This is a genomic window from Companilactobacillus muriivasis, from assembly GCF_036246245.1.
GTDB lineage: Bacteria > Bacillota > Bacilli > Lactobacillales > Lactobacillaceae > Companilactobacillus > Companilactobacillus muriivasis.
This window is the reverse complement of sequence record NZ_BTTQ01000010.1, coordinates 1-22,140: the sequence shown is the minus strand read 5'-3', so window position 1 is coordinate 22,140 and position 22,140 is coordinate 1. Positions and strand designations below refer to the sequence as shown.

At 36.9% G+C, this 22,140-nt stretch carries 17 protein-coding genes; 10 read left to right on the top strand and 7 right to left on the bottom strand.

Annotated elements, in window-relative coordinates:
• The first annotated feature begins 91 nt into the window (after positions 1–91).
• Positions 92–745 carry a YczE/YyaS/YitT family protein gene (locus AAA923_RS10800; protein WP_338217036.1) on the top strand — a complete coding sequence of 218 codons (654 nt, stop codon included), beginning with the start codon at positions 92–94 and terminating at the stop codon, positions 743–745.
• Positions 746–1,046: 301 nt separating this feature from the next.
• Here AAA923_RS10800 and AAA923_RS10795 read toward each other — a convergent pair whose 3' ends face one another.
• Complete coding sequence (locus AAA923_RS10795) at positions 1,047–2,252, bottom strand: GGDEF domain-containing protein (protein WP_338217034.1); 1,206 nt, start codon at positions 2,250–2,252, stop codon at positions 1,047–1,049.
• A 278-nt stretch (positions 2,253–2,530) separates the two neighbouring features.
• Between AAA923_RS10795 and AAA923_RS10790 the strand changes: the two genes are divergently transcribed.
• Positions 2,531–3,874: an FAD-dependent oxidoreductase gene (locus AAA923_RS10790; protein WP_338217032.1), complete on the top strand. Its 1,344-nt coding sequence runs from the start codon at positions 2,531–2,533 to the stop codon at positions 3,872–3,874.
• 685 nt (positions 3,875–4,559) lie between these two features.
• Here the strand turns inward: AAA923_RS10790 and AAA923_RS10785 are convergent.
• Entirely contained in the window at positions 4,560–5,243 is a 684-nt protein-coding gene (locus AAA923_RS10785) for an EAL domain-containing protein (RefSeq protein ID WP_338217030.1), read from the bottom strand.
• A 68-nt stretch (positions 5,244–5,311) separates the two neighbouring features.
• Positions 5,312–5,746 (bottom strand): GNAT family N-acetyltransferase, encoded by a 435-nt coding sequence (locus AAA923_RS10780; RefSeq protein ID WP_338217028.1) that lies wholly within the window; start codon positions 5,744–5,746, stop codon positions 5,312–5,314.
• Between the two features lie 202 nt (positions 5,747–5,948).
• On the opposite strand from AAA923_RS10780, the gene AAA923_RS10775 reads away from it, so the two are divergent.
• Entirely contained in the window at positions 5,949–7,295 is a 1,347-nt protein-coding gene (locus tag AAA923_RS10775; RefSeq protein ID WP_338217027.1) for an FAD-dependent oxidoreductase, read from the top strand.
• 1,264 nt (positions 7,296–8,559) lie between these two features.
• On the opposite strand, the gene fba is transcribed toward AAA923_RS10775, so the two are convergent.
• Complete coding sequence (gene fba / locus AAA923_RS10770; RefSeq protein ID WP_338217026.1) at positions 8,560–9,429, bottom strand: class II fructose-1,6-bisphosphate aldolase; 870 nt, start codon at positions 9,427–9,429, stop codon at positions 8,560–8,562.
• A gap of 1,007 nt (positions 9,430–10,436) precedes the next feature.
• Here fba and wecB point away from each other — a divergent pair.
• Positions 10,437–11,579, top strand: coding sequence for a non-hydrolyzing UDP-N-acetylglucosamine 2-epimerase (gene wecB / locus AAA923_RS10765; protein WP_338217024.1), 1,143 nt, complete (start codon positions 10,437–10,439; stop codon positions 11,577–11,579).
• Positions 11,580–11,959: 380 nt separating this feature from the next.
• On the opposite strand, the gene AAA923_RS10760 is transcribed toward wecB, so the two are convergent.
• Positions 11,960–12,418 carry a GtrA family protein gene (locus AAA923_RS10760; RefSeq protein WP_338217022.1) on the bottom strand — a complete coding sequence of 153 codons (459 nt, stop codon included), beginning with the start codon at positions 12,416–12,418 and terminating at the stop codon, positions 11,960–11,962.
• Between the two features lie 2 nt (positions 12,419–12,420).
• Positions 12,421–12,876 (bottom strand): flavodoxin, encoded by a 456-nt coding sequence (locus tag AAA923_RS10755; RefSeq protein WP_338217020.1) that lies wholly within the window; start codon positions 12,874–12,876, stop codon positions 12,421–12,423.
• A gap of 729 nt (positions 12,877–13,605) precedes the next feature.
• Here AAA923_RS10755 and map point away from each other — a divergent pair.
• Genes map through galU form a run of 3 tightly spaced genes read left to right on the top strand, consistent with a single transcriptional unit; the run spans position 13,606 to position 16,283 of the window.
• A complete protein-coding gene (gene map, locus AAA923_RS10750; protein ID WP_041500392.1) occupies positions 13,606–14,400 on the top strand; it encodes a type I methionyl aminopeptidase in 795 nt (264 codons plus the stop codon).
• A 15-nt stretch (positions 14,401–14,415) separates the two neighbouring features.
• Positions 14,416–15,375: a YihY/virulence factor BrkB family protein gene (locus AAA923_RS10745; RefSeq protein WP_338217018.1), complete on the top strand. Its 960-nt coding sequence runs from the start codon at positions 14,416–14,418 to the stop codon at positions 15,373–15,375.
• Positions 15,375–16,283 carry a UTP--glucose-1-phosphate uridylyltransferase GalU gene (gene galU, locus AAA923_RS10740; RefSeq protein ID WP_338217016.1) on the top strand — a complete coding sequence of 303 codons (909 nt, stop codon included), beginning with the start codon at positions 15,375–15,377 and terminating at the stop codon, positions 16,281–16,283. Before AAA923_RS10745 ends, galU begins: the two co-directional genes overlap by 1 nt.
• A gap of 639 nt (positions 16,284–16,922) precedes the next feature.
• On the opposite strand, the gene AAA923_RS10735 is transcribed toward galU, so the two are convergent.
• Positions 16,923–17,207 (bottom strand): hypothetical protein, encoded by a 285-nt coding sequence (locus AAA923_RS10735; protein WP_338217014.1) that lies wholly within the window; start codon positions 17,205–17,207, stop codon positions 16,923–16,925.
• 93 nt (positions 17,208–17,300) lie between these two features.
• On the opposite strand from AAA923_RS10735, the gene AAA923_RS10730 reads away from it, so the two are divergent.
• The 3 genes from AAA923_RS10730 to AAA923_RS10720 are packed head-to-tail and all read left to right on the top strand — an operon-like array spanning position 17,301 to position 20,847.
• Positions 17,301–18,455 (top strand): thiolase family protein, encoded by a 1,155-nt coding sequence (locus AAA923_RS10730; protein ID WP_338217013.1) that lies wholly within the window; start codon positions 17,301–17,303, stop codon positions 18,453–18,455.
• Entirely contained in the window at positions 18,452–19,693 is a 1,242-nt protein-coding gene (locus tag AAA923_RS10725) for a hydroxymethylglutaryl-CoA reductase, degradative (RefSeq protein ID WP_338217012.1), read from the top strand. Before AAA923_RS10730 ends, AAA923_RS10725 begins: the two co-directional genes overlap by 4 nt.
• Positions 19,693–20,847, top strand: coding sequence for a hydroxymethylglutaryl-CoA synthase (locus tag AAA923_RS10720; protein ID WP_338217010.1), 1,155 nt, complete (start codon positions 19,693–19,695; stop codon positions 20,845–20,847). Before AAA923_RS10725 ends, AAA923_RS10720 begins: the two co-directional genes overlap by 1 nt.
• Positions 20,848–22,140: the final 1,293 nt, after the last annotated feature.

The window sequence follows — 22,140 nt, the reverse complement described above, 5'->3', positions numbered from 1 at the left end:
ATTTTGAGATTGGTTTTTTTAGTTGTAATCGAAGAAAGTATGCCATAATGCTGTATATAAGCTTTTTATCTGAGGGAAAAGAGATTTTATTGTGAAACAAGGGAATTTTAAAAAACGTTTGGGTTATCTGACATTCGCTATTGTCCTAGATGCCTTTGCCAATTCATTGATGATTAACAGTAATATGGGGAGTGCTGTTTGGACGGCTTCTGCGGTCAATATTTCGCATCTTTTACATTCGACTTATGGTACTACGTTATTCGTTTACGCGGTTATTGTTACCGTTGTGAATCAATTTTTGTTAGGGAAGTTTGACGGCCATATTTTCTTATCAAATTTACTATTTTCACTGCCTTTTAGTTATTTAGTTGGATTCTTTTCAATGATACTTGATCCATTCCAATTAAATGCTTTACCAATCATTTTAAGGCTGTCTGTGGACGTTTTGGGACTGATTGGTGTCTCGGTCGGGACTTCCATTTATCAACGCTGTAATTTGATTCAACATCCAAATGACGAGTTAGCATATTTACTACGATTTAAATATTTACATGGTTCAGCTGGTTGGGGTCAATTATTCAGTTACACACCTCCAGTGATCATCATGATTATTTGTTATTTTACAACTGGAAATATTTTGTCAGTCGGAATCGGAACGGTATTGGCAATGTTTTTCCAAGGAATTGTAATCGGATACTCTGATAAGATTGTGTTACCATCGTTAAAGCACCATTACTCATTTTAAGATTTGGTAACAGACTGGTTAAAAGTTTGTAAATATTAATAAATTTATACTCAAAAGAGTTAAAATTATTCATTTATTCACTTGCGATAGAAGTCGGTATGGTTTAGTATGACTAGTAGGGACTACCAGATTCAAAAACAACTGATTCCTTCCCGACGGTGAGATTAATTTCTCACTATTTTTTTGGGAAAAAAAACAAAAAACGGCACTAGTAATCGAATTTGATTGCTAGTGCCGTTTGCTTTATTGATGTTAGAAATATATTTAAAAAAATCTTAGATTCAATTATATCAGTCGGAGATTATTCTTCAGCTAAATCATCGAATTTATATGTAACGCCTTCAACGGTAAGACGGTTACGACCGGAGTTCTTCGATGCATAAAGAAATTGATCAACTCGGTTGAATAAATCGTCAAAATCATTATCAGTTTGCTTTAGTTCAGAAACTCCAAAGGAGATAGTGATATCCAATCTCTGGCTCTTGAGAACTAGCGGTGTATTGACTAATGTATTACGTAAATCAGATATGATTGGAATACAATCAGCTGGCTTTTTACCACGGAAAATGATGATAAATTCCTCACCACCAAAACGGAATAATTGTCCTTTAGTATCAGTGAGAAACATTTCTCGTTCCATCGTATGAGCGACGTGCTTTAAAACCTCATCACCGGTTGAGTGACCATATTCGTCATTGAATGCTTTGAAATGGTCGATATCAAACATTGTGACTGTTAACGGAACATCTTCTCGAGAATAGGTATCAAAAATTTCTTCGGAAGTTTTATCAAGGTTAGCACGATTTCTGACACCAGTTAGTTCATCATAGTTTACTTGAACTTGTAAATCGTTGTATGTCAACATTGTATCTTGTAGCTTACGAGCACAGAAACGAATAATCGTCATGTAAATTAAGAAAACAATCAACATGTTGATAATTTCGAAGGCAGGGAAATTGTGATCGGTCCAAATTAGAACCCACCAGGATAACCCGAATAATGTTTGCATACCAACGTATTTCCACTCATTGTTCTGTAACTTTTCTGTTTGATTGTAAATGAAGATAATAATTGCAATTAAAAGCAGGTAGGAACCAAGGAATAATGGTAAATCTTTATTGTCCAAACGAGTAAAAATCTTTGCTTGGTAGTAAAGTAGTGGCATAAACAGATTAATCAACAAAGTGATTTTGTTACGGATCAGATACATACAGTAAAGCAAAATAGTTAGTTGAGCATTGGCATAGAGCCAACCGTTATTGATTGTGCCACTGTTTAAAATGAAGAAAATCTTTTCTAGCATGATCATACTAGAGGCTAAAATAACACCTTCAATAATGTGAGTTGCGATTTTTTGATATAGTGGTGAAGATTTACTGATGCGTCTTTCCAGCGAATAAGCGACAATAGTGATAATAGTAATCAAGCCAATCGTCACTAGGGTGATAATTGCTGAATTTATGTTTAGATAATTATCAATAATTTTTTCTAAAGTATTGTCTGGCAAATTTAAACCTCAATTGCTTTTTTATTTTGAATATTTAGATTTATATATATCAATTTCCATTATAACTGAAATAGTAATTTTATAGAATTTAGATAAAATCAATATAAACGAAATACTGAAAATTAATTATAATTTTTTAACCCATATATAAACACTATACACTTATTTATTTATAAAAATATAGGGGTTATAATGGATATATTAGTGAAGTTTTTTTAATTTATTGCTAAAAAGTCATATTATGATTTAAACAAATTATGAATTATGGGGTAAGTTTTATGAAAGTTATCGTTGTAGGTTGTACACAAGCTGGTACAGCAGCAGTTGAACAAATTTTACAAGAACATCCAGATACAGAAATCACAATTTATGAACGTGATGACAATATTTCGTTCTTATCATGTGGTATTGCACTTTATTTAGGAAAGAAAGTAAAGCATCTTGAAGATATGTTTTATGCTTCTCCTAAAGATCTGGAAAAACTGGGTGCTAAAGTACACATGAAGTATGATGTTTTGAAAATTGATTCGAAGAACAAAACTGTTATGTGTGAAAACATGAAGACACATGAAATTGTTAATGACAGTTATGACAAATTAATTATGACAACGGGATCAACCGTAGCAGTCCCACCAATCATGGGGATTTCTGATACTCGTATTTTGATGTGTAAGAGTTATGCACAAGCACAAGCCATTTATGAAACAGCTCAAAAGCACAAGCATATTACTATCGTTGGTGGTGGTTATATTGGTGTTGAATTGGCTGAAAGTTATGCTAATACTGAACACGTTGTAACTTTGATTCAGTCACATGACCAAGTTTTGAATAATTACATTGATCAAGATATGTCACAGAATGTAATTGACCTCTTAAAGGATCATGGTGTTCACGTTTATTTGAACGAAAGAGTAACTGGATTTGATCGTGATGACGATGACAATGTTTTGATTGAAACTAGTGAAAAAGATCACCATGCCGACTTAGTTATCGTCTGCACCGGCTTTGTTGCTAATACAGAATTACTACGTGGTCAGGTTGATATGGATCGTCACGGAGCAATCATTATTAATGATTATACTCAAACATCAAATCCTGATATTTACGCTGCTGGGGATGCTTGTACAGTTAATTTCAACCCAACTGGTAAACCAGCTTACATGCCTTTGGCAACAAATGCAATCCGTCAAGGCGCTTTAGCCGGTATAAATATTTTTGGCGATATTCAAAAGTATATGGGAACTCAAGCAACTTCAGCCATGGAATTGTTTGGTCACACAATTGCTTCAACTGGTTTGACATTGAGACATGCTTTGGACAATGACATCAACGCTGATGCCGTAATTTATCACGATTACTATCGTCCAAATTATATGCCAAGTACAGAAATGTTGACGATTAAATTGGTTTACAATAAGGACAATCATTTGATCCTTGGTGCTCAACTATTCAGTAAGCACGAAGTAGCCCAATCAGCTAATACTATTTCTGTTTGCATCCAAAATAAAAACACGATTGATGATTTGGCATTTATGGATATGTTATTCCAACCAAACTATGATAATCCGTTCAATTATTTGAATTTAGTTGCACAACAGGCTGTTGCTAAAGAACGTAAATAAATTAAATATAAGCTCTGAATGAAGATTTCCTTAATCTTTGTTCGGAGTTTTTTTATATATGCCGCCGGAGATTTCCAGAGATGGCAGCCTGCTGTGGGGACCGGTCCGAGCCGAAGTGCGGTCTCGGACCTCGATTTTGAGCCTTGCAAAGGCGGCAAGTCTCAAAAGTCGTCCTAGTGCTGTAAGAACGAGAAGTTCGCTCGTCCTAACAACACTTCCCACTGCTGGCTCCATCTCTGGAAATCTCCGGCTAGTGTATTTTTTTCGTTAGGTTGACTTGTTTCGCGGCTAATAAATAATTTAATTATTCTTTAGATAGATTGGACTGTAATAATAATATTAACTTCGTATATTAGAGCTGATGATTTATTTATTAGAGTTATTAAACAGTTGTGCAGTTATATGGAAGAATTATTAAATCGTCTTAAGCTATGTAGCTTACTCTCAATTCAAATCAGCCACAAAAAAGAGAAAGAGCCAAAAGATGCCAGAGAATTCACCCGCAGTGCAAGTAATATAAGGAAGTGAGTCCTTATATTACAGGATGATTTTGAGACTTCGGCTCAAAATCGAGGCGCGAGACCTTGGCTCGCACCGGTCCCACAGCAGGTGAAATTCTCTGGCATCTTTCGGCGGCAGTGAACGGTCAAACAAAAAAATTGCAGATATATTTATCTGCAATCACTTAAAACTTATTATCGTCTGGTTTTAATTTAAGTAGGCGAGGCTTGCCATAGAAGTAACCTTGTCTGAGGTCAATCTTCAATGAATCAGCTAATGCATCGTCGTTGTCATCTTCAATACCTTCCAAAATAAAGCGAAGGTTATTTTTATTGCTGAAATCACGCCAAAAGATTACTTTCTTTTCGATATCTGGATCACGCAATTTTTCACCAAAGTTTTGGATGGCAAACTTAATTTCTGAAGCTAATGGAACTAGTTCTTGAATATTATCCAATTGGTTAACACCGGTACCACAGTCATCGAGACTGAAGTCCATTCCATAATTGATAAACTCTTGGATTAGTGGAACTAGTTCAGAATTTGGCCAGTCTTGGTCTGGTGTATCTTCGGTTAACTCTACTACCAAACGTAATGGTCGCAAAATACTTTGGGCTTCGATAATGGCATCGCGGACTTCTTTATCCATTAATTGGTTACGGTTGATATTAACTGAAACTGAACCAATTTTTAGTGACAACAATTTGGTTGTTGCAATCAAAAGCGAAGCCATCGTATGTGAAGGCACGTCGGAAAAGTTAGCGGGTGGTCGCCAACCTTCGGCAGTCTTTTTTTTCATTAATAATTCATAGCCGATTAGCGAGTTATTAACTTTATCTAGTTGGGGCTGAATAAAAAATCTATACATGCTCAACCTCCTTTACAACATTCCCTATATATTTCTAAGCGGTTATTTCAACACTAATTGTAATACTACTACAACTTAAGTTTCATGTCATGATGAAGAATCCCGACTTCGGTATATTGTTCACCAACAACTTCAAAACCTAGTTTTTTATAAAAGTTTTGAGCATGATCTTGTGCCCCTAAAATTGCATAAGAATAATTGTGCTCACGTGCATATTTAATAATAATTTCGATTAATTCTGAACCGAGATGCTGCTGACGGAAGTCCTTTAGAACGGCGACACGTTGGATATGGACACCATTATCTTCGGTAGGAGAGAAGCGAGCAGTAGCGACGGCTTGATTATCGAGATAAATATTAAAATAAGTACATTTATTTTCTGAATCATCAATTTCTAAATTTTGTGGTACATGCTGTTCGTTGACAAAGACGGATTTTCTAATTTTTAGACTATCTTGGTAAATGTCGGAATCAGCGCCACGGATGTGTTTAATTTCCTTCATAGCAATCTCCATTTTTGAAAAAGTCAATACAAATTAATTGTATTACAAAAGGTAAAATATAAATGTCCGATTTTTGATATAAAAATTTACAATTTCTTGGAATTGAAATAAATCCTGATTGATATAATTTAGGTATGTGTTGTGGTATGCTGTAAAGAATGAAAGCTAGTATAAAATGGTACTTAAGAGGAGGAACCGACTGGTGAAAGTTATTGTTGTCGGATGTACACATGCTGGAACAGCTGCAGTTGAACAGATATTAAAAAAGCATCCCGAAACTGAAGTAACTGTCTATGAACGTGAAGATAATATTGCGTTCCTATCATGTGGAATCGCGTTGTATTTAGGAAGAATCGTCAACCATCTTGAGGACATGTTTTATGCTGACCCTACCACGCTTGAAGGCTATGGTGCTAAAGTTCATATGAAGCATAATGTTTTAAAAATAGATTCAAAGAACAAAAAGGTCATCGTTCAAAACTTGGAAACTCAAGAAATTGTTGAAGATACTTACGATAAATTAATTATGACAACTGGTTCAGAGGTTGGTATTCCACCAATTGGCGGGATGGACAATCCACGAGTTCTCTTGTGCAAGAGTTACGATCAGGCTAAGAAAATCTACGAATCAGCTTTAAATTACCCTAGCATTGCGATTGTTGGTGCTGGGTATGTTGGCGTTGAATTAGCAGAAAGCTACGCCAACACAGTTCATGAAGTAACTTTGATTCAATCACGTGAACAAATTTTGAACAATTATGTCGATGATGGTTTGTCAGAAACTATCATTGAAAAATTAAAAGAGCATGATGTAAATGTTCGTTTGGGCGAACGTGTTGCTGAAATTGAAGATGGCGAGCAATTAACGATCACAACTAAGGCAGGTCATTCTTATAAAGCTGACTTAGTCATCGTCTGTACCGGTTTCTTTGCCAATACCGACTTATTACGTGGACAAGTTCAAATGGACGGCTACGGTGCTATTATCGTCAATGATTATATGCAAACTTCAGACCCTGATATTTATGGTGCCGGTGACTCATGTGTCGTCAAATTTAATCCAACTGGTGAATTGAAATATATTCCGCTAGCTACCCAAGCTGTTCGTCAAGGAACCCTAGCAGGTATCAATATTTTTGGAGATATCCGTAAATACATGGGAACTCAAGCAACAACCGGAATGGAAATTTTTGGTTATACCTTAGCTGAGACAGGCTTAACTTTGAAGAAAGCCTTAGCTAATGGAATGAATGCGGATTGTGTAGTTTACCACGATTACTATCGTCCAAGTTATATGCCAACGACTGATATGCTGACGATTTATCTTATCTATGATAAAGATACGAGAAAAGTACTTGGTGCACAGCTATTCAGTAAGCATGAAATAGCTCAATCAGCTAATGCCATTTCAATCTGTATTCAAAATGAAAATACAATCGACGATTTAGCCTTTGTTGATATGTTGTTCCAACCAAATTACGATAATCCTTTCAATTATCTAAATTTAGTTGCCCAACAAGCAATTGCTAAAGAAGACGACGAAAATTAAATATAAATAATATTAGATCATCGAGAAATTGGTGGTCTATTTTTTTTGCTCTTGAAATGTGCCGCCTCCGGTTGTCAGTAATACAGTTACGCTATGGGGACCGGTCCGAGCCAAAGGACGGTCTCGAACCTCGATTTGAAGCCTCGCACAACCCGCGAGTCTCCAAACTCGCCCCGTGGTGTAATGGCTAAAGCCATAACGCCACCTCCACAGCGTACTGTATTACTGACAACCGGAGGCTAGTGGGTTTTAGAATATTTTGTTTATTAATAGGGCGGCATCATATTTTAATTCTTTGCCATTGGATTGATTAAACTTTTTAATAGAATAAATATTATAAAAAATATTTTGGTTATATTTTTTAGGAGCAAGAGCTGGGGGAGTTCAGAGATTGAGACAGCTGTGCAAGTGGAGTTAGGGATTTATCCCTTACTCCACCGACGTATTTTGAAATTCGCGTACTTTGCGAAGTTCAAAATCGAGATTCGAGACCTTGGCTTGAATCGGTCGCATAGCAGGCTCAAATCTCTGAACTCCACCAGCGGCAGTGAACAGAGAGAAAAAACCATAACAAAAAGACCAGCAGGCGGGGAACCCACTGATCTATTTTATATGGTTGATTTTGGATAGAGGCATGAAATTAATTATTCGTCATTGAATGATGGGGGTATTCAATGAATCGGGGAGATTATTATGGTTTGTTGTATTTTGGGCAAACTTAAGAAATGAGTTTTTTCTCCTCTATCGCATTGTAATTGGGAGTTACAAAAAATCAACTAAGTATCTAGAATAAGCATCTAGTCATAGAATTATATAAAATAAATCTTTTCTATACGGGAGGCAGATAGGCTTTGATAACTTATTCCAGATGTTAACAAAGTTGCTATTTTAGCCCCTCCTTTCTCTATGTTAGCGCTTTCTTTATTGGTACAAGCATAGTATAGCAACTTTTTGTAAATTTCACAATATAAATAATTGTGAAAATTTTATTTTTTTGAAGTAAAAAACTATATAGGTCAGGAGTTGTAAGGGGATAGGGCGAGGTAGAATTAATTTTTATTTATTTGAAAATATTTCACAATCAAAAAATCGATTTTCTAAAATTAGCTATAGACGAATTGTACTATTAGTATGGAGCACGAGTTAAGTATCCCAAGACGTTCGACTAATTAGTTGAAAGTAGAAGTATTTAAATATATTTAGGATATAAAAAGAGCACAAAAAAGACAGGAACCAAAGTTCCTGTCTTTTATTAATCAAATTATTACTTGATTGAAGGTGTACCGAACCATTCGATACGTTCCTTAGTTGTTTCAGTAATAGCTTTTGTACCAGCAGCAAGTAACTTACGAGGATCGTAACCCTTAGCAGCGATATCTTGGTCTTTGCCGGCTTCGATATATTCACGAGTTGCCTTAGCAAATGACAATTGTAATTCAGTATTAACGTTAACCTTTGAAATACCCATTGAGATAGCCTTAACGATTTGTTCCTTAGGGATACCTGAACCACCATGAAGAACAAGTGGTGTTGAGATTTCAGCAGCTAATTCTTGTAGACGGTCAAAGCTCAAACCTTTCCAGTTGTCAGGGTAAACACCATGGATGTTACCAATACCAACAGCAAGGTAGTCAACGCCAGTAGCAGCAAGTGTCTTAGCTTCTTCAACATCAGCTAATTCACCAAGACCAGTAATACCATCTTCAGTACCACCGATTGAACCAACTTCAGCTTCAACAGACATACCCTTAGCGTGAGCTAATTTAACGATTTCCTTTGTCTTTTCAAGGTTTTCGTCGAAAGGTAAGTCGTGGCCATCGAACATAACTGAGTTGTAACCAACTTCGATACATTCCTTAGCAGCTTCGTAGTTACCGTGATCCAAGTGCATTACAACTGGAACTGTAATACCCATTGATTTGATTGTGTCTTGTACAAGGTGTAGACATAGTTCGTAACCACCCATATACTTAGCAGCACCCATTGATGTTTGAACCAAGATAGGTGTATTTGTTTCTTGGGCAGCAGCTAAAATGCCACGAGTCCATTCCAAGTCGTTGATGTTAAATGCACCAACAGCATATTTGCCTTTACGGGCGTTGTTGAAAATTTCGTTACCGTTTGTTAAAACCATCGATAATCCTCCAAAAATTTCATTCATTTATTTGAATACATTAGTAATTTTAACTCAAAGTGAATAAAATTAATACATCTTTTAACAAAACTATTTCAGTAAGCGCTTTATCTAAAATGAAAATACATGTAAAAGGCTAATAGGTATAGGATTATTAAAATTATTAGAATATACCACCAATTTTTTTGGTACCGGGATTTAATCACAGTGTTGTAAATTGACATGACCGCGAAGAAAGCTACAAGCGTGGTTAGGATGCTTAGAATAACTAAAAGAGTTAGATTTATCATAATGGTTAATTATAAACATAAGTTTTCATAAAATAGTAGAAAATGTTTTTTGGGGTTGGGTGCCGCCAGAGGTTGTGAGGGATGGAGTCTGCTGTGAGACCGGCTCGAGCCAGAGTGCGGTCTCGACCCTCGATTTTGAACTTCGCAAAGTACGCGAATTTCAAAATACGTCCAGTGATGTTAGAGCTTTAGCTCTAACATCACTTTCACTGCGGATTCCATCCCTCACAACCTCTGGCTAATGTATTTTTTGCTGATTTGATATTACTCAATGTATATATTGTTTTGTTGATTTAATGTCATACTTTGTAGATCAAAAATTTTCAGTGTATTGTTTGAGTGAATTAATGAGGGAACTTTTAATAATTAACAAGTTATGTGGTTATTGATTATTTTAAGTATCGATAATGTTTATAAATTCGTATTCAAAGATTTAGTTAAAAGTAATGAAGCTGACTCCAAAAAAGAGTCGGAAGGGATGAGAAATATTTACCAGCTGTGGGTGTGGCGTTATTGCTTTAGCAATTACACCACCGGGCGAGTTTGGAGCCTTACCGAACTTTGGTAAGGCTTCAAACCGAGGTCCGAGACCGTACTGTGGCTCGGACCGGTCCGCATAGCAGGTAAATATTTTCTCATCCCTGGAGACGGACAACACTACCTATATTAATAACCCCAACTTTGATATACTGGAACTAATTTATTGAGGTGATAATTTTGGATAAAATTAAAGTTATGACTGTTTTTGGTACAAGACCAGAAGCAATTAAAATGGCACCGCTAGTTTTGAAATTGAAGCAAAATAGTGACCGTTTTGAGACTGTTACTGTAGTGACAGCCCAACATCGTGAGATGCTTGATTCTGTTTTGGAAATTTTTAATATTAAGCCAGATTACGATTTAAATATCATGAAGGAACGCCAAACTCTTAGTGGTATCACTGGTTTGGTTCTTAAAGAATTAGATAGCATTATTGAGAAAGAAAAACCTGATATCGTGCTAGTTCACGGTGACACAACAACGACATTTAGTGCTGCATTGTCAGCTTTCTACCATCAAACAGCTATTGGACACGTTGAAGCTGGTTTGAGAACTTGGAATAAGTACTCACCATGGCCAGAAGAAATGAACCGTCAAATGACTGATGATTTAACTGATATTTACTTCGCACCAACAACTGAAAGTAAAGCTAATTTGTTGAAGGAAAATCACAAGGAAGACCACATTTTCGTAACTGGTAATACAGCTATCGATGCCTTGAGAAGTACCGTTCACAAAGATTATCATCACGACGTTATGGACGTTATCGATCCAGATAAAAAGATGATTTTAATCACAATGCACCGTCGTGAAAACCAAGGTGAACCAATGAAACAAGTTTTCCGTGCTATGAAGAAAGTTGTGGAAAAACATGACGATATTGAACTAGTTTACCCAGTTCATTTGAATCCAGTTGTGCAAAAGACAGCCAAAGATATCTTAGGCGACGTTGACCGAGTACATTTGATCGAACCTTTAGATGTAGTAGATTTCCATAATCTAGCATCAAGAAGTTACTTCATCATGACCGATTCTGGTGGTGTTCAAGAAGAAGCTCCATCATTAGGCAAGCCAGTATTGGTATTGCGTGATACAACTGAACGTCCAGAAGGTGTTACAGCCGGAACATTGAAACTAGTCGGAACAGATGCCGAAGTAGTCGAAAGAGAAATGACACGCTTAATTGAAGATAAAGCCGAATATGACCGCATGGCAAATGCCAAGAATCCATATGGTGACGGAAAAGCATCAGATAGAATTCTTGACTCATTAAGCTACTACTTTAAACAAACAACAGACCGCCCTGGAGAATTTGAATAAATTAAAATTTTTATATTAAAGACAAAACATCGGTAAAATAGTGCTTTGTCTTTTTTATTATTATTTGAAACCATTCAACCAATAAAGAATTAACATCAGAGTTGAAAGCAATTGTAACATTTTTGATAGTGATTTATTTAGATAATTAGTTTATTAAAAATCAAATAGTTGGAAGAGCTGAGAGTATTCATCAGCAGCGAAAGTGGCGTCATTGCTTTAGCAATTACACCACCGGGCGTGTTGGAGACTTGCGTTCTTTGCAAGGCTTCAACCGAGGTTCAAGACCGTTCTTTGGCTCGGGCCGTTCCGCGCAGCAGATGAATACTCTCAGCTCTGGAAACGGAATATTTCAATAGAACAAAGAAAGAAGCCGAAATGAATTAAAACTCATTTCGACTTCTTTTTGATTTTAAATTTTTAAATCTCTCAATCAACTGACGATTATTGTAATTGAAAATCAGTTTGGAAGAGAAGTAATTGAACAGTCCAACAATCAATTGATCGATGGCTTTAATAATTAAGTTGTTCCAAGGGAAGATTAGAACAGCCACAACCATAAACACGTCATCAAAGATCAATGAGAAAATTCGTGAAACTAAGAAAATAATGCCTTCATGAAATAGCTTTTTAAAACCTTCCATTTCGGATTTGAAAACATAGAGCTTGGTAACGAAAAATGAAAAGAAATTGGAAATGAACCAAGCAACCGTGTTAGCAATCCACAAGGGAATGTGGAAATAATTGTGTGAGAGGTCAAAGATTCCGATGTTGATGATCGATGCTAAGAACCCGAAGAAACAATACACCCAAAAATTACGATATTTTTTAATAAAATCCATTTTTATAGATCCATTTCTTGTGCCTTTTTATAAATTTCTTCCGCAAAGTTATCGAGATGATCAATGTCATCTTGCTCGGGGTCCAGTTCAACTCTAACGGGTTCAGCACCTTTAGTTGCGCCAACTTTGTCAAAAACTTTGGCAAATTCATCAACAGCTCGGCAAAAATCTTCATAGAAGGTATCGCCAGAGCCACAGACCCCATAGACTTTTTCATTAAGATTCAAGTCCTGCATATCATCGTAAAAATCTAAAGCTTCATCGGGTACGATTCCTTGGTCGTAAGTATAACTAGCAATCACACAAATATCGGCATCCTCAAAATCAGCGGCGTCAGTCTGAGAAACTTCACTCATATCAACGTCGCAACCAAGTGCCTCAAATTTTTCTGTTAAAACGTATGCGATATCTTCGTCATTACCAGTAATGCTGGCAAAGACAATTTTTACTTTTGTCATATTATATTAACGCCTCATTTATAAATGCATATCTTGAGTAATTATAGCAAAAATCAATAATCGAAAGGTTAAAAGTTTGAAAAAAGTTTGGATATGCCGCCTTCGGGTGTGAGGGATTGAAGCCTGCTGTGGGACCGGCTCGAGCCGAAGGGCGGTCTCGACCCTCGATTTTGAACTTCGCAAAGTACGCGAATTTCAAAATACGTCCTGTGGTGTAAGGCCGGAAGATCGCCGACCTAACACCACTATCACTGCGGGATTCATCCCTCACACCCGAAGGCTAGTTTTTTTGTTGGCTGCAGTAGAATTGGTTGGTAGTGAATCTATTGTAGGATTGCGATAATTTAGAATTTCTTACGACCGATATTTGATTCTTGAAATACTAATCAAAAAATATTTATATCTTCTTATAAGTGAAACTTTTTTGAACGTACCCAACTAATCCATCTAAAAAAAATGAGCCTCTTGGTTCCAATGATGGAGAACAGCTGTGCCAGTGGAGTTAGGACTTCAGTCCTTACTCTACCGACGTATTTTGAGATTTGCGAACCGTGCAAAGCTCAAAATCGAGGCTCGAGACCGCACTTTGGCTCGCACCGGTCGCATAGCGTTCGGAATCACTGGAACCAAGAGGCGGCATACCTCAATATATCCCAGAACAAGGCATTTCAAAAACAACTACAATGTTATAATGAGATTAACATTTTTTTTGAAGGGACATGTTATAAAGTGATTACATTAAAATCTGCAAGAGAAATTGAAGGAATGAGAAAGTCCGGAGAATTGCTTGCCAATACACATATCGGTTTGCGTGACATTATCAAACCAGGAATTTCATCAATGGAAATTGAAAATTTTGCCAACGACTATATCGTTTCACATGGTGGTCGCCCATCAGAAAAAGGCTTTGAAGGCTACAAATACGCTACTTGTGTCTGTGTCAATGATGAAGTAGCCCATGGTATTCCTCGCAAGAACTTGATTTTGAAGAGTGGGGACGTCCTAAAGGTTGATATGACAGTCAACTTGGATGGTTACGAAAGTGATTCATGTTGGACATATGCCGTTGGAGAACTTTCAGCTGAAGATCAAAAGTTAATGGACGTTACTAAAAAAGCCCTTTACTTAGGTATTGACCAAGCTGTTGTCGGTAATCGTTTAGGTGATATCGGTTACGCTATTCAACATTATGTTGAAGATGAAAATCACATGGGTGATGTGCGTGATTTGATTGGACATGGTATCCAGCCAACAATGCACGAAGCTCCAAATGTGCCTCATTATGGTGAGCCCGGCCAAGGTTTAAGATTACGTGAAGGTATGACGATTACAATTGAACCAATGGTTAATTTAGGTACATGGGAAATCAAAGATAAGTTTGTCAAAGCTGACGGTTGGGAATACTTTGTTTCCGCTGATGGTACTGATTCCGCTCAATATGAACATACAATTGCGATTACCAAAGACGGTCCTAAAATTCTAACATCACAAGATCCTGAATATGATGCTAAATATCTACTTTAATAATTGGTGTGAATAATGGAAGAAAATACACAGCAGGTACCATTATTTAAGCAACCGATATCTAAGCATGAAAAATTTATCGGCTTCGTAAAGTATGTTACACAAGCAGTGAGCGATTCAAATGTACCCATGGCTTCGAAAGCAATTACGTATTATATCCTGTTGTCACTGTTTCCAGCTGTCATTGTAATTGGAAATTTGATTCCACTATTACACTTAGATAAACCGACAGTCATCAGTTATATTGAATTTATTCTGCCTGATGATTTGCATCACTATTTGTTACCGACAATTATTAAGGTCTTATCTAGTTCCAATAGAGGTATCTTGTCAGTTGGTATTCTAGTGTCTCTTTGGGCAATCTCTCGTGGATTAAATATTGCACAAATAACGATGAATGAAGCATACGGCTTGGATGTAAACAGTCTGTTTGTGGAAAAAACTTTTTTAAACTATATCATTCGTCGTGGTCTAGCATTTGTCACAACCTTGATGTTAATCGTCATTGCTGTGGCAGCTATTATAACGTTTACATTTGGTCAACTTTTTTTGAACTGGTTGATTCCCTTGCTACGAGTGAATTCCCGCTGGATAGATGAATTTACCCGTTGGAAATGGCCCTTTGCAATTGTTATAATGTTTTTGATCATGTTTGCTTTATTTTATTTTTTACCTAATATCCATTTGAAACTTTATTACATTTTAACCGGGACTTTTATCGCCAGCGTCGGTATCTTAGGTCTGTCACAATTGTTTTCATATTATTTGAAATATTTTGGGGCGGCTTGGGACAACTATGGTGCTATTGGTGCGATTATTGTGTTTTTGCTTTGGGTGAATATGTCAGTGACAATCTTTTTATTTGGAAATGCTATTAATGTTGCTTTTGCCGAGTCCTTCGGCGGTCCATATTTAAGGATAAGTACTGGTAGATTAACTAGTTATTTGCAGTCGCATGAAAAGGAGAATAATTAATGAAAGTTAGAAAAGCAATTATACCAGCAGCAGGATTGGGAACAAGATTTTTGCCAGCTACAAAGGCTTTAGCAAAGGAAATGTTACCTATCGTTGACAAGCCAACAATTCAATTTATCGTTGAGGAAGCCAAAGCTTCTGGTATTGAAGATATTTTGATCATTACTGGTAAGAATAAACGTTCAATCGAGGATCATTTCGACTCTGTACCAGAATTGGAACAAAACCTTGAATCGAAGAATAAAACTGAATTATTAAAAGTTGTTCAAGCTACAACTGACTTGGGCGTTAACTTGTACTACAGTCGTCAAGCACATCCAAATGGTTTAGGAGACGCAGTCTCACAAGCTAGATCATTTATCGGTGACGAACCATTTATCGTTATGCTTGGTGATGATTTGATGAAAGACAAGGTTCCTTTGACAAAACAATTGATTGACGATTATGAGAAGACTCATGCTTCAACAATCGCTGTTATGAAGGTTCCTGAAAAAGACGTTTCTAAGTACGGTGTAATTGACCCAGAAGGCGAAAATGCTCCTGGATTGTACAACGTTAAGAAATTCGTTGAAAAGCCAAAAGTTGAAGATGCCCCAAGTAATTTAGCCATTATTGGACGTTACTTGTTAACACCAGAAATTTTCGACCTACTAGCAACTCAAAAACCAGGTGCTGGTAACGAAATTCAATTAACAGATGCTATCGATCGCATGAACAAGACACAAAGAGTCTTTGCCCATGAATTTAAGGGACAAAGATTTGATGTTGGTAACAAGTTTGGTTATGTGAAGACAAACATCGAATATGGATTGACTCACCCAGAAGTTAAGGATGAATTGAAGCCATACATTCTTGATCTTGCTAAGAAACTTCAAGCTGAAGATAAGAGCAAAAAGACTACTAAATAGTCTGCCGCCTGCGGGCGCAAATAAAAGTCTACCTGCTGTGGGACCGGTTCGAGCCAAGGTCTCGAACCTCGATTTTGAGCTTCGAGAAAGCCACTCGAAGCTCAAAATACGTCCTTGGTAATATAATGGCAAAATCTTGCCATTATATTACCAATTTCACAGCTGGTAGACTTTTTTTGCGCCGTCTCCAGAGATGAGAGTATTCATCTGCTGCGCGGCACGGTCCGAGCCAGAGAGCGGTCTCGAACCTCGGTTGAAGCCTTACCAAAAACCGGTAAGTCTCCAACACGTCCGGTGGTGTAATTGCTAAAGCAATAACGCCACTTTCGCGGCTGATGAATACTCTCATCTCTTCCAACTAATTTATTTATTTTATAGATTAAGTATCAAATAGGGATGAATCAATCCAATATTTTGGATTTGTGGAAATACACTTGAGTATATTAAAAATTCCAAACATAAAAAATACCCTAGCATCCGGTGACAAGTGGTTTGCCAGCAGTGACAGTGGTGTTAGGACGACAAAGTCGTTCTTACAGTACAGACGTATTTTGAGATTTGCGATCTATGCAAAGCTCAAAATCGAGCCCCGAGACCTTGGCAGCAGGCAAAACCACTTGTCACCGGATGAGGCAGGAACTAACCCAACAACAAACTATCCTTAGATACTCTGAAACCAAACAATTGTTTTTGTCCAGATTCATCCTTATAAAAAACAGGCATTTCGTAATATTCTTTTTTATTGAGCAGAATTAAAAACTCCCAATTTTTTAAACCATGCATTTTGGTAGATGTCTTGAGGATTATTTCATCATCTATGACTTCAAGGTCAACAACAGGTAATCGTTTATCGTCGGTTTCGACGAATATACGGTTATTTTTTTTGAAATCATTTAGTAATAAGATTAAATCAATAGTACGCATAAGAATTTTCCATCACTTTTATTTGTTTTTATTGGTTAATTAAATTATCATTAAGGCTTAAGGATATTCTACCAAGTTTGAAGGGAAAAGATTATGGATCCGATTGTAATTATAGATGCAAAAAGAACTGCTATTGGCAAATTCCGCGGACAATTTGCTGATATGACGGCGGTTGAGTTGGGTAGTCAACTTGTTAAAAAACTACTTAGCCAAAATAAAGTTAACCCAAAGATGGTTGATCAATTTATTTTTGGAAATGTTTATCAAACTGGTATGGGTCAAAATACAGCTCGCCAAATCGAGTTAAATGTAGACGGACGTGTCGACGCAACGGCCATGACCGTCAATCAAGTTTGTGGTTCCGGAATGAAGGCTATTTACGAGGGTGTTTCGGCTATCACGATGGGTAACGCTGAGATTGTTGTTGCCGGTGGTGTAGAAAGTATGTCAAATGCACCATTTTACGCACCAAGAACAGGCAAGATGGAAGTTAGCCCTAAGTTGTCAGATAGTTTGTTCAACGATGGTTTGAATGATGCTTTCAATCATTTACCAATGGGTATCACAGCCGAAAATGTAGCTCGTAAATATCATGTAACACGTGAACAACAAGATAAATTTGCTTTTGATTCACATCAAAAAGCACATAAGGCTCAAGCAAAATTAGCCAAAGAAATTATTCCGATTGAAGTTAATGGTGAAGAAATCACCACTGACCAATCAATTCGTCCAACTACTACCTTGGAACAAATGGGTAAATTACGGACTGTTTTTGATAAAAAAGGAACAGTTACAGCAGGTAATTCATCACCAATCAATGATGGTGCCGCTGCCGTAATTTTGATGCGTGAAAGTCGCGCTAAAGAATTAGGTCTCAATTATGTAGCTGAAATTACTGGTTACACTGAAATTGGAATTGACCCTGATTATATGGGATATGCACCATATTATGCTATCAACAAGTTCTTTGATCGTTATAAGACAACCGTTGATGACTATGATTTATTCGAGGTTAACGAAGCTTTTGCTTCTCAAGCGGTTGCTGTTAGTCGTGACCTCAAGTTACCTGAGGATCACTTGAATATTTATGGTGGAGCGATTGCTTTAGGACATCCGCTTGGTGCTACAGGAACTCGTATGATTGCTACTTTGATTAATTCATTGCAACAAGAGGGCAAGAAAACCGGTTTAGCATCGCTCTGTATCGGTGGCGGTATGGCGATGGCTATGGGAATTAAATTACTATGAAAATCTACGAAATGACTGATGAGCAACGGATTAAATATTTGCTCGATGGTGGCTATATTGATGAAACTCAAGCTACATTATTACGTGAACGTCAGACTATCTCGACTGATTTAGCTGACAGTCTCAGTGAAAATCAGATTGGTAGTTTTAGTTTGCCATATGGTTTTGCGACTGATTTTTTGATTGATGGAACTGAATATTTGGTGCCAATGGTGATTGAAGAACCTTCAGTCATTGCAGCGGCTTCGAATGCAGCCAAACGTATCAAAAACAGTGGCGGTTTCAAAACTTTTCCAACGTCTAGAATTGTTTATGGGCAAGTTGTTTTGGAAAATGTGACGGAAGCTGACATAGCAAAATTACATCAACATGATTCAGAAATTTTTGAATTTGCTCAACAAGCTCACCCAAGTTTAATTAAACGTGGCGGTGGAGTCGTTTCTTTGAAATTCAATCATTATGAACATTTTGAAGAAGTTGAACTAGGAATCGATACTGTTGATGCCATGGGAGCTAATATGGTCAACTCGATTTTGGAAAAGACCGCACATAAGATTACCTCAATGATTTCTGGGGATGTTTTGTGCAGCATTTTATCCAACAGTGGAGTAGGTCAGGTTATTACAGTAGAAGCAAAAGTTGATTATGAGCAATTAGCTACTAAAACGATGTCTGGCGAGGAAGTTGCTGGTCGGATAGTCAAACTATCAACCTTTGCCAAAGAGTCGGTTAAACGGGCTATTACTCACAATAAAGGCATTATGAATGGTGTCGACGCTGTATTATTGGCAACGGGAAATGATTTTCGTGCTCAAGAAGCAGCTGCACATAGTTTTGCGTTTGAATCTGGGCAATACCAACCATTTAGTGAGTGGCATATTGCTGATAATAAATTAGTTGGAACGTTAAAAATGCCTATTGAATTGGGTAGTGTTGGTGGTGCTATCAAGGCTTTACCAATGGCGCAATTGAGTTTGGCAATTATGAAGATTCAAAATAGTAAACAATTGCAGTCAGTTGTGGGTGCAGTTGGTCTTGCTAATAATTTGTCAGCGTTACGAGCTTTGGTCACGACTGGTATTCAAGCGGGACACATGGGATTGCAAAGTAAATCTCTCGCGGTGTCAGCCGGTGCAGTCGGTCCAGAAATCGATCAAGTAGCTGATGAATTGAATCAGACTAAAGATTATACATTGCAGAATGCAGAGAATATTTTATTGGAGTTGAGGAAAAAATAATGGATGTAGGTATTGATAAAATAGGCTTTTATGTACCAAAAGATTATATTGATATTGTTGAATTAGCTAAAGCTAGGGATGTTGATCCTAATAAATTTACCATTGGTATTGGTCAAGATAAGCAAGCTGTTCCACAACCTTATCAAGATGCAGTTACACTGGCAGCTAGTTCAGCCGACAATATTTTGACAGCTGATGATAAAAAAGATATTGGTCTATTGATTGTTGGAACTGAAAGCAGTGTTGATGAATCTAAGTCTACAGCAGCTTTCTTAATGGACTTGTTGGATTTGCCAGAAGATATTCGTTCATTTGAAATTAAACAAGCTTGTTTCGGCGCTACAGCCGGTTTGCAAGCAGCATATGATTTTGTCAGTCTCAATCCAGGTAAGACAGCTTTAGTTATTGCCAGCGATATTGCTCGTTATGGTATCAAGACTCCAGGTGAAGTTACTCAAGGTGCGGGTTCAGTAGCTATGTTGATTAGTGAGAATCCTCGTGTTTTGAAGCTTGATCACAAGTCAGTTTATATGACACGTAACGTCGGTGACTTCTGGCGTCCAACTTTTTCAAAGACAGCATTTGCCCGTGGAAAGTTCTCAAATGGGGTTTATGTCGATTTCTTCACAACACTTTGGAATAAGTTCCAAGCTAAATATGACGTTACTGCCGATGATTTTTCGACAATGTTGTTCCATATTCCTTATACAAAGATGGGAACTAAAGCCTTGCGCACATTGGAAAGCAAGTTGCCAGATGAGAAATATGCTGAATTGACAGAACATTATCAAGCCAGTGTTAAATTCAGTCGTGAAGTGGGTAATCTTTACACAGGCTCACTTTATCTAGGACTTTTGTCATATCTAGTCAATGCCGCTAAAGCTAACGAGAAGATGTTATTCTTCAGTTATGGTTCAGGTGCCGTTGGTGAAATTTACAGTGGTGAAATTCAACCAGGTTTTGAAAAAGTTATCGATAAAGATGCTATTTTGGCAATGCTTGATAATCGTCAAAAGATGAGTATTTCTGACTATGAAGAAATGTATGAAGTCGAATATCAGGATGGCACAATCGTTGATCCATCAGGCGTTGATGCTAAGTTTTACTTGAGTGAAATTAAAGAAAATGAAAGACTTTATAAAAAGAATAATTAGTCGTTGTAATCGCTTACATAGAATGTTATATTATAGACGTGGTAAGGATGGAATGTCAGGAACTGTAGCCCTAAAAGATTTTGATTGAGAAAGTTTTATCGTTTCTAGGAGATGGTAGGATTAGTAGAAAGCAAAGTAAAATTAAGGTAGTACAGTTCAACGGCATTTTAGGAACTAGTGATAAAAGTTAATATAAAATCGACCTAATTAATGTTAGTCGCACAAAGCTCATTACGTAATTCGCTAGGATCCTTTAGTTGAACAATTCATATAGTAAGATATGTTTTAAGTAGTAAGATTCATTGTAAAGTTTAGATTCATTTTAACGTTGATGAAACTGCAGCAAATTTCATCTTACCACTTATATCTAACTAGGGACTCTCCAAGAGTAGAGTCCTTTTTTAGTGTCTCCGTCTCCAGAAATGAGAATATTTACCTGCTATGCGGACCGGGCCGAGCCATGGTCTCGTCCCTCGGTTTGAAGCCTTACCACGGTTCGGTAAGTCTCCAAACTCGCCCGGTGGTGTAATGGCTAAAGCCATAACGCCACACCCACAGCGGGTAAAGTATTCTCAGTCCTTCCGACTCATTTATTAATGTATGAAAATTAACTTATAATTTGAATATCCATATATAGATTCTTCATTAGTAAGAATTGATCCTATGAATATTTCGATTATGTAATGTACTAAAATAACAGTAATTAGAGCTGTCACACTGTCTATTATTTTAGTGTAAGTTTAGTAACACAAAAATGTTGTAAACGCTTACGGATAATGCTATATTATAGATGTGGTAAAGATGAAATGTCAGGAACTGTAGCCCTAAAAATAGTTTGATTAAGAAAGTTTTATCGTTTTAGAGAATGGTAGGATTAGTAAGAAACAAAGGAAAGTTAGAGTCTGTACAGTTCAACGACATTTTTGGAACTAGTGCCAAAAGTTAACATAAGATCGACCTAAAAAGTAGTCGCGCAAACTCAATACATGCTGCGCTAGGATCCATTAGTTGAACGAAGTAATACATATTTATAGTAAGATATGTCTCTCAGTAGTAAGATTCATTTAAAGTTTAGATTCATTTTAACGTTGATGAAACTGCAGTAAATTTCATCTTACCACTCATATCTAACTAGGAGCTCCCGGTGTTTGGGGGCTCTTTTTTAGGGTTCTTTGTCAAATCGTATTGATGAATGATTTTGAGCCTAAAGCACCTCTTAATTGAGGTGCTTTTTCTATGCACAAATCAGTCTTATTCTTTTAAGCAAGTGGTCAAGATTTCTGAACCCATAGC

What these genes read in the sequence shown, in the direction of transcription:
- AAA923_RS10785 (WP_338217030.1), bottom strand. Translation starts at nt 5,243, where the DNA reads ATGTATAGATTTTTTATTCAGCCCCAACTAGATAAAGTTAATAACTCG.
- AAA923_RS10720 (WP_338217010.1), top strand. Translation starts at nt 19,693, where the DNA reads ATGGATGTAGGTATTGATAAAATAGGCTTTTATGTACCAAAAGATTAT.
- AAA923_RS10725 (WP_338217012.1), top strand. Translation starts at nt 18,452, where the DNA reads ATGAAAATCTACGAAATGACTGATGAGCAACGGATTAAATATTTGCTC.
- galU (WP_338217016.1), top strand. Translation starts at nt 15,375, where the DNA reads ATGAAAGTTAGAAAAGCAATTATACCAGCAGCAGGATTGGGAACAAGA.
- AAA923_RS10790 (WP_338217032.1), top strand. Translation starts at nt 2,531, where the DNA reads ATGAAAGTTATCGTTGTAGGTTGTACACAAGCTGGTACAGCAGCAGTT.
- AAA923_RS10745 (WP_338217018.1), top strand. Translation starts at nt 14,416, where the DNA reads ATGGAAGAAAATACACAGCAGGTACCATTATTTAAGCAACCGATATCT.
- fba (WP_338217026.1), bottom strand. Translation starts at nt 9,429, where the DNA reads ATGGTTTTAACAAACGGTAACGAAATTTTCAACAACGCCCGTAAAGGC.
- AAA923_RS10735 (WP_338217014.1), bottom strand. Translation starts at nt 17,207, where the DNA reads ATGCGTACTATTGATTTAATCTTATTACTAAATGATTTCAAAAAAAAT.
- AAA923_RS10730 (WP_338217013.1), top strand. Translation starts at nt 17,301, where the DNA reads ATGGATCCGATTGTAATTATAGATGCAAAAAGAACTGCTATTGGCAAA.
- AAA923_RS10760 (WP_338217022.1), bottom strand. Translation starts at nt 12,418, where the DNA reads ATGGATTTTATTAAAAAATATCGTAATTTTTGGGTGTATTGTTTCTTC.
- AAA923_RS10780 (WP_338217028.1), bottom strand. Translation starts at nt 5,746, where the DNA reads ATGAAGGAAATTAAACACATCCGTGGCGCTGATTCCGACATTTACCAA.
- AAA923_RS10755 (WP_338217020.1), bottom strand. Translation starts at nt 12,876, where the DNA reads ATGACAAAAGTAAAAATTGTCTTTGCCAGCATTACTGGTAATGACGAA.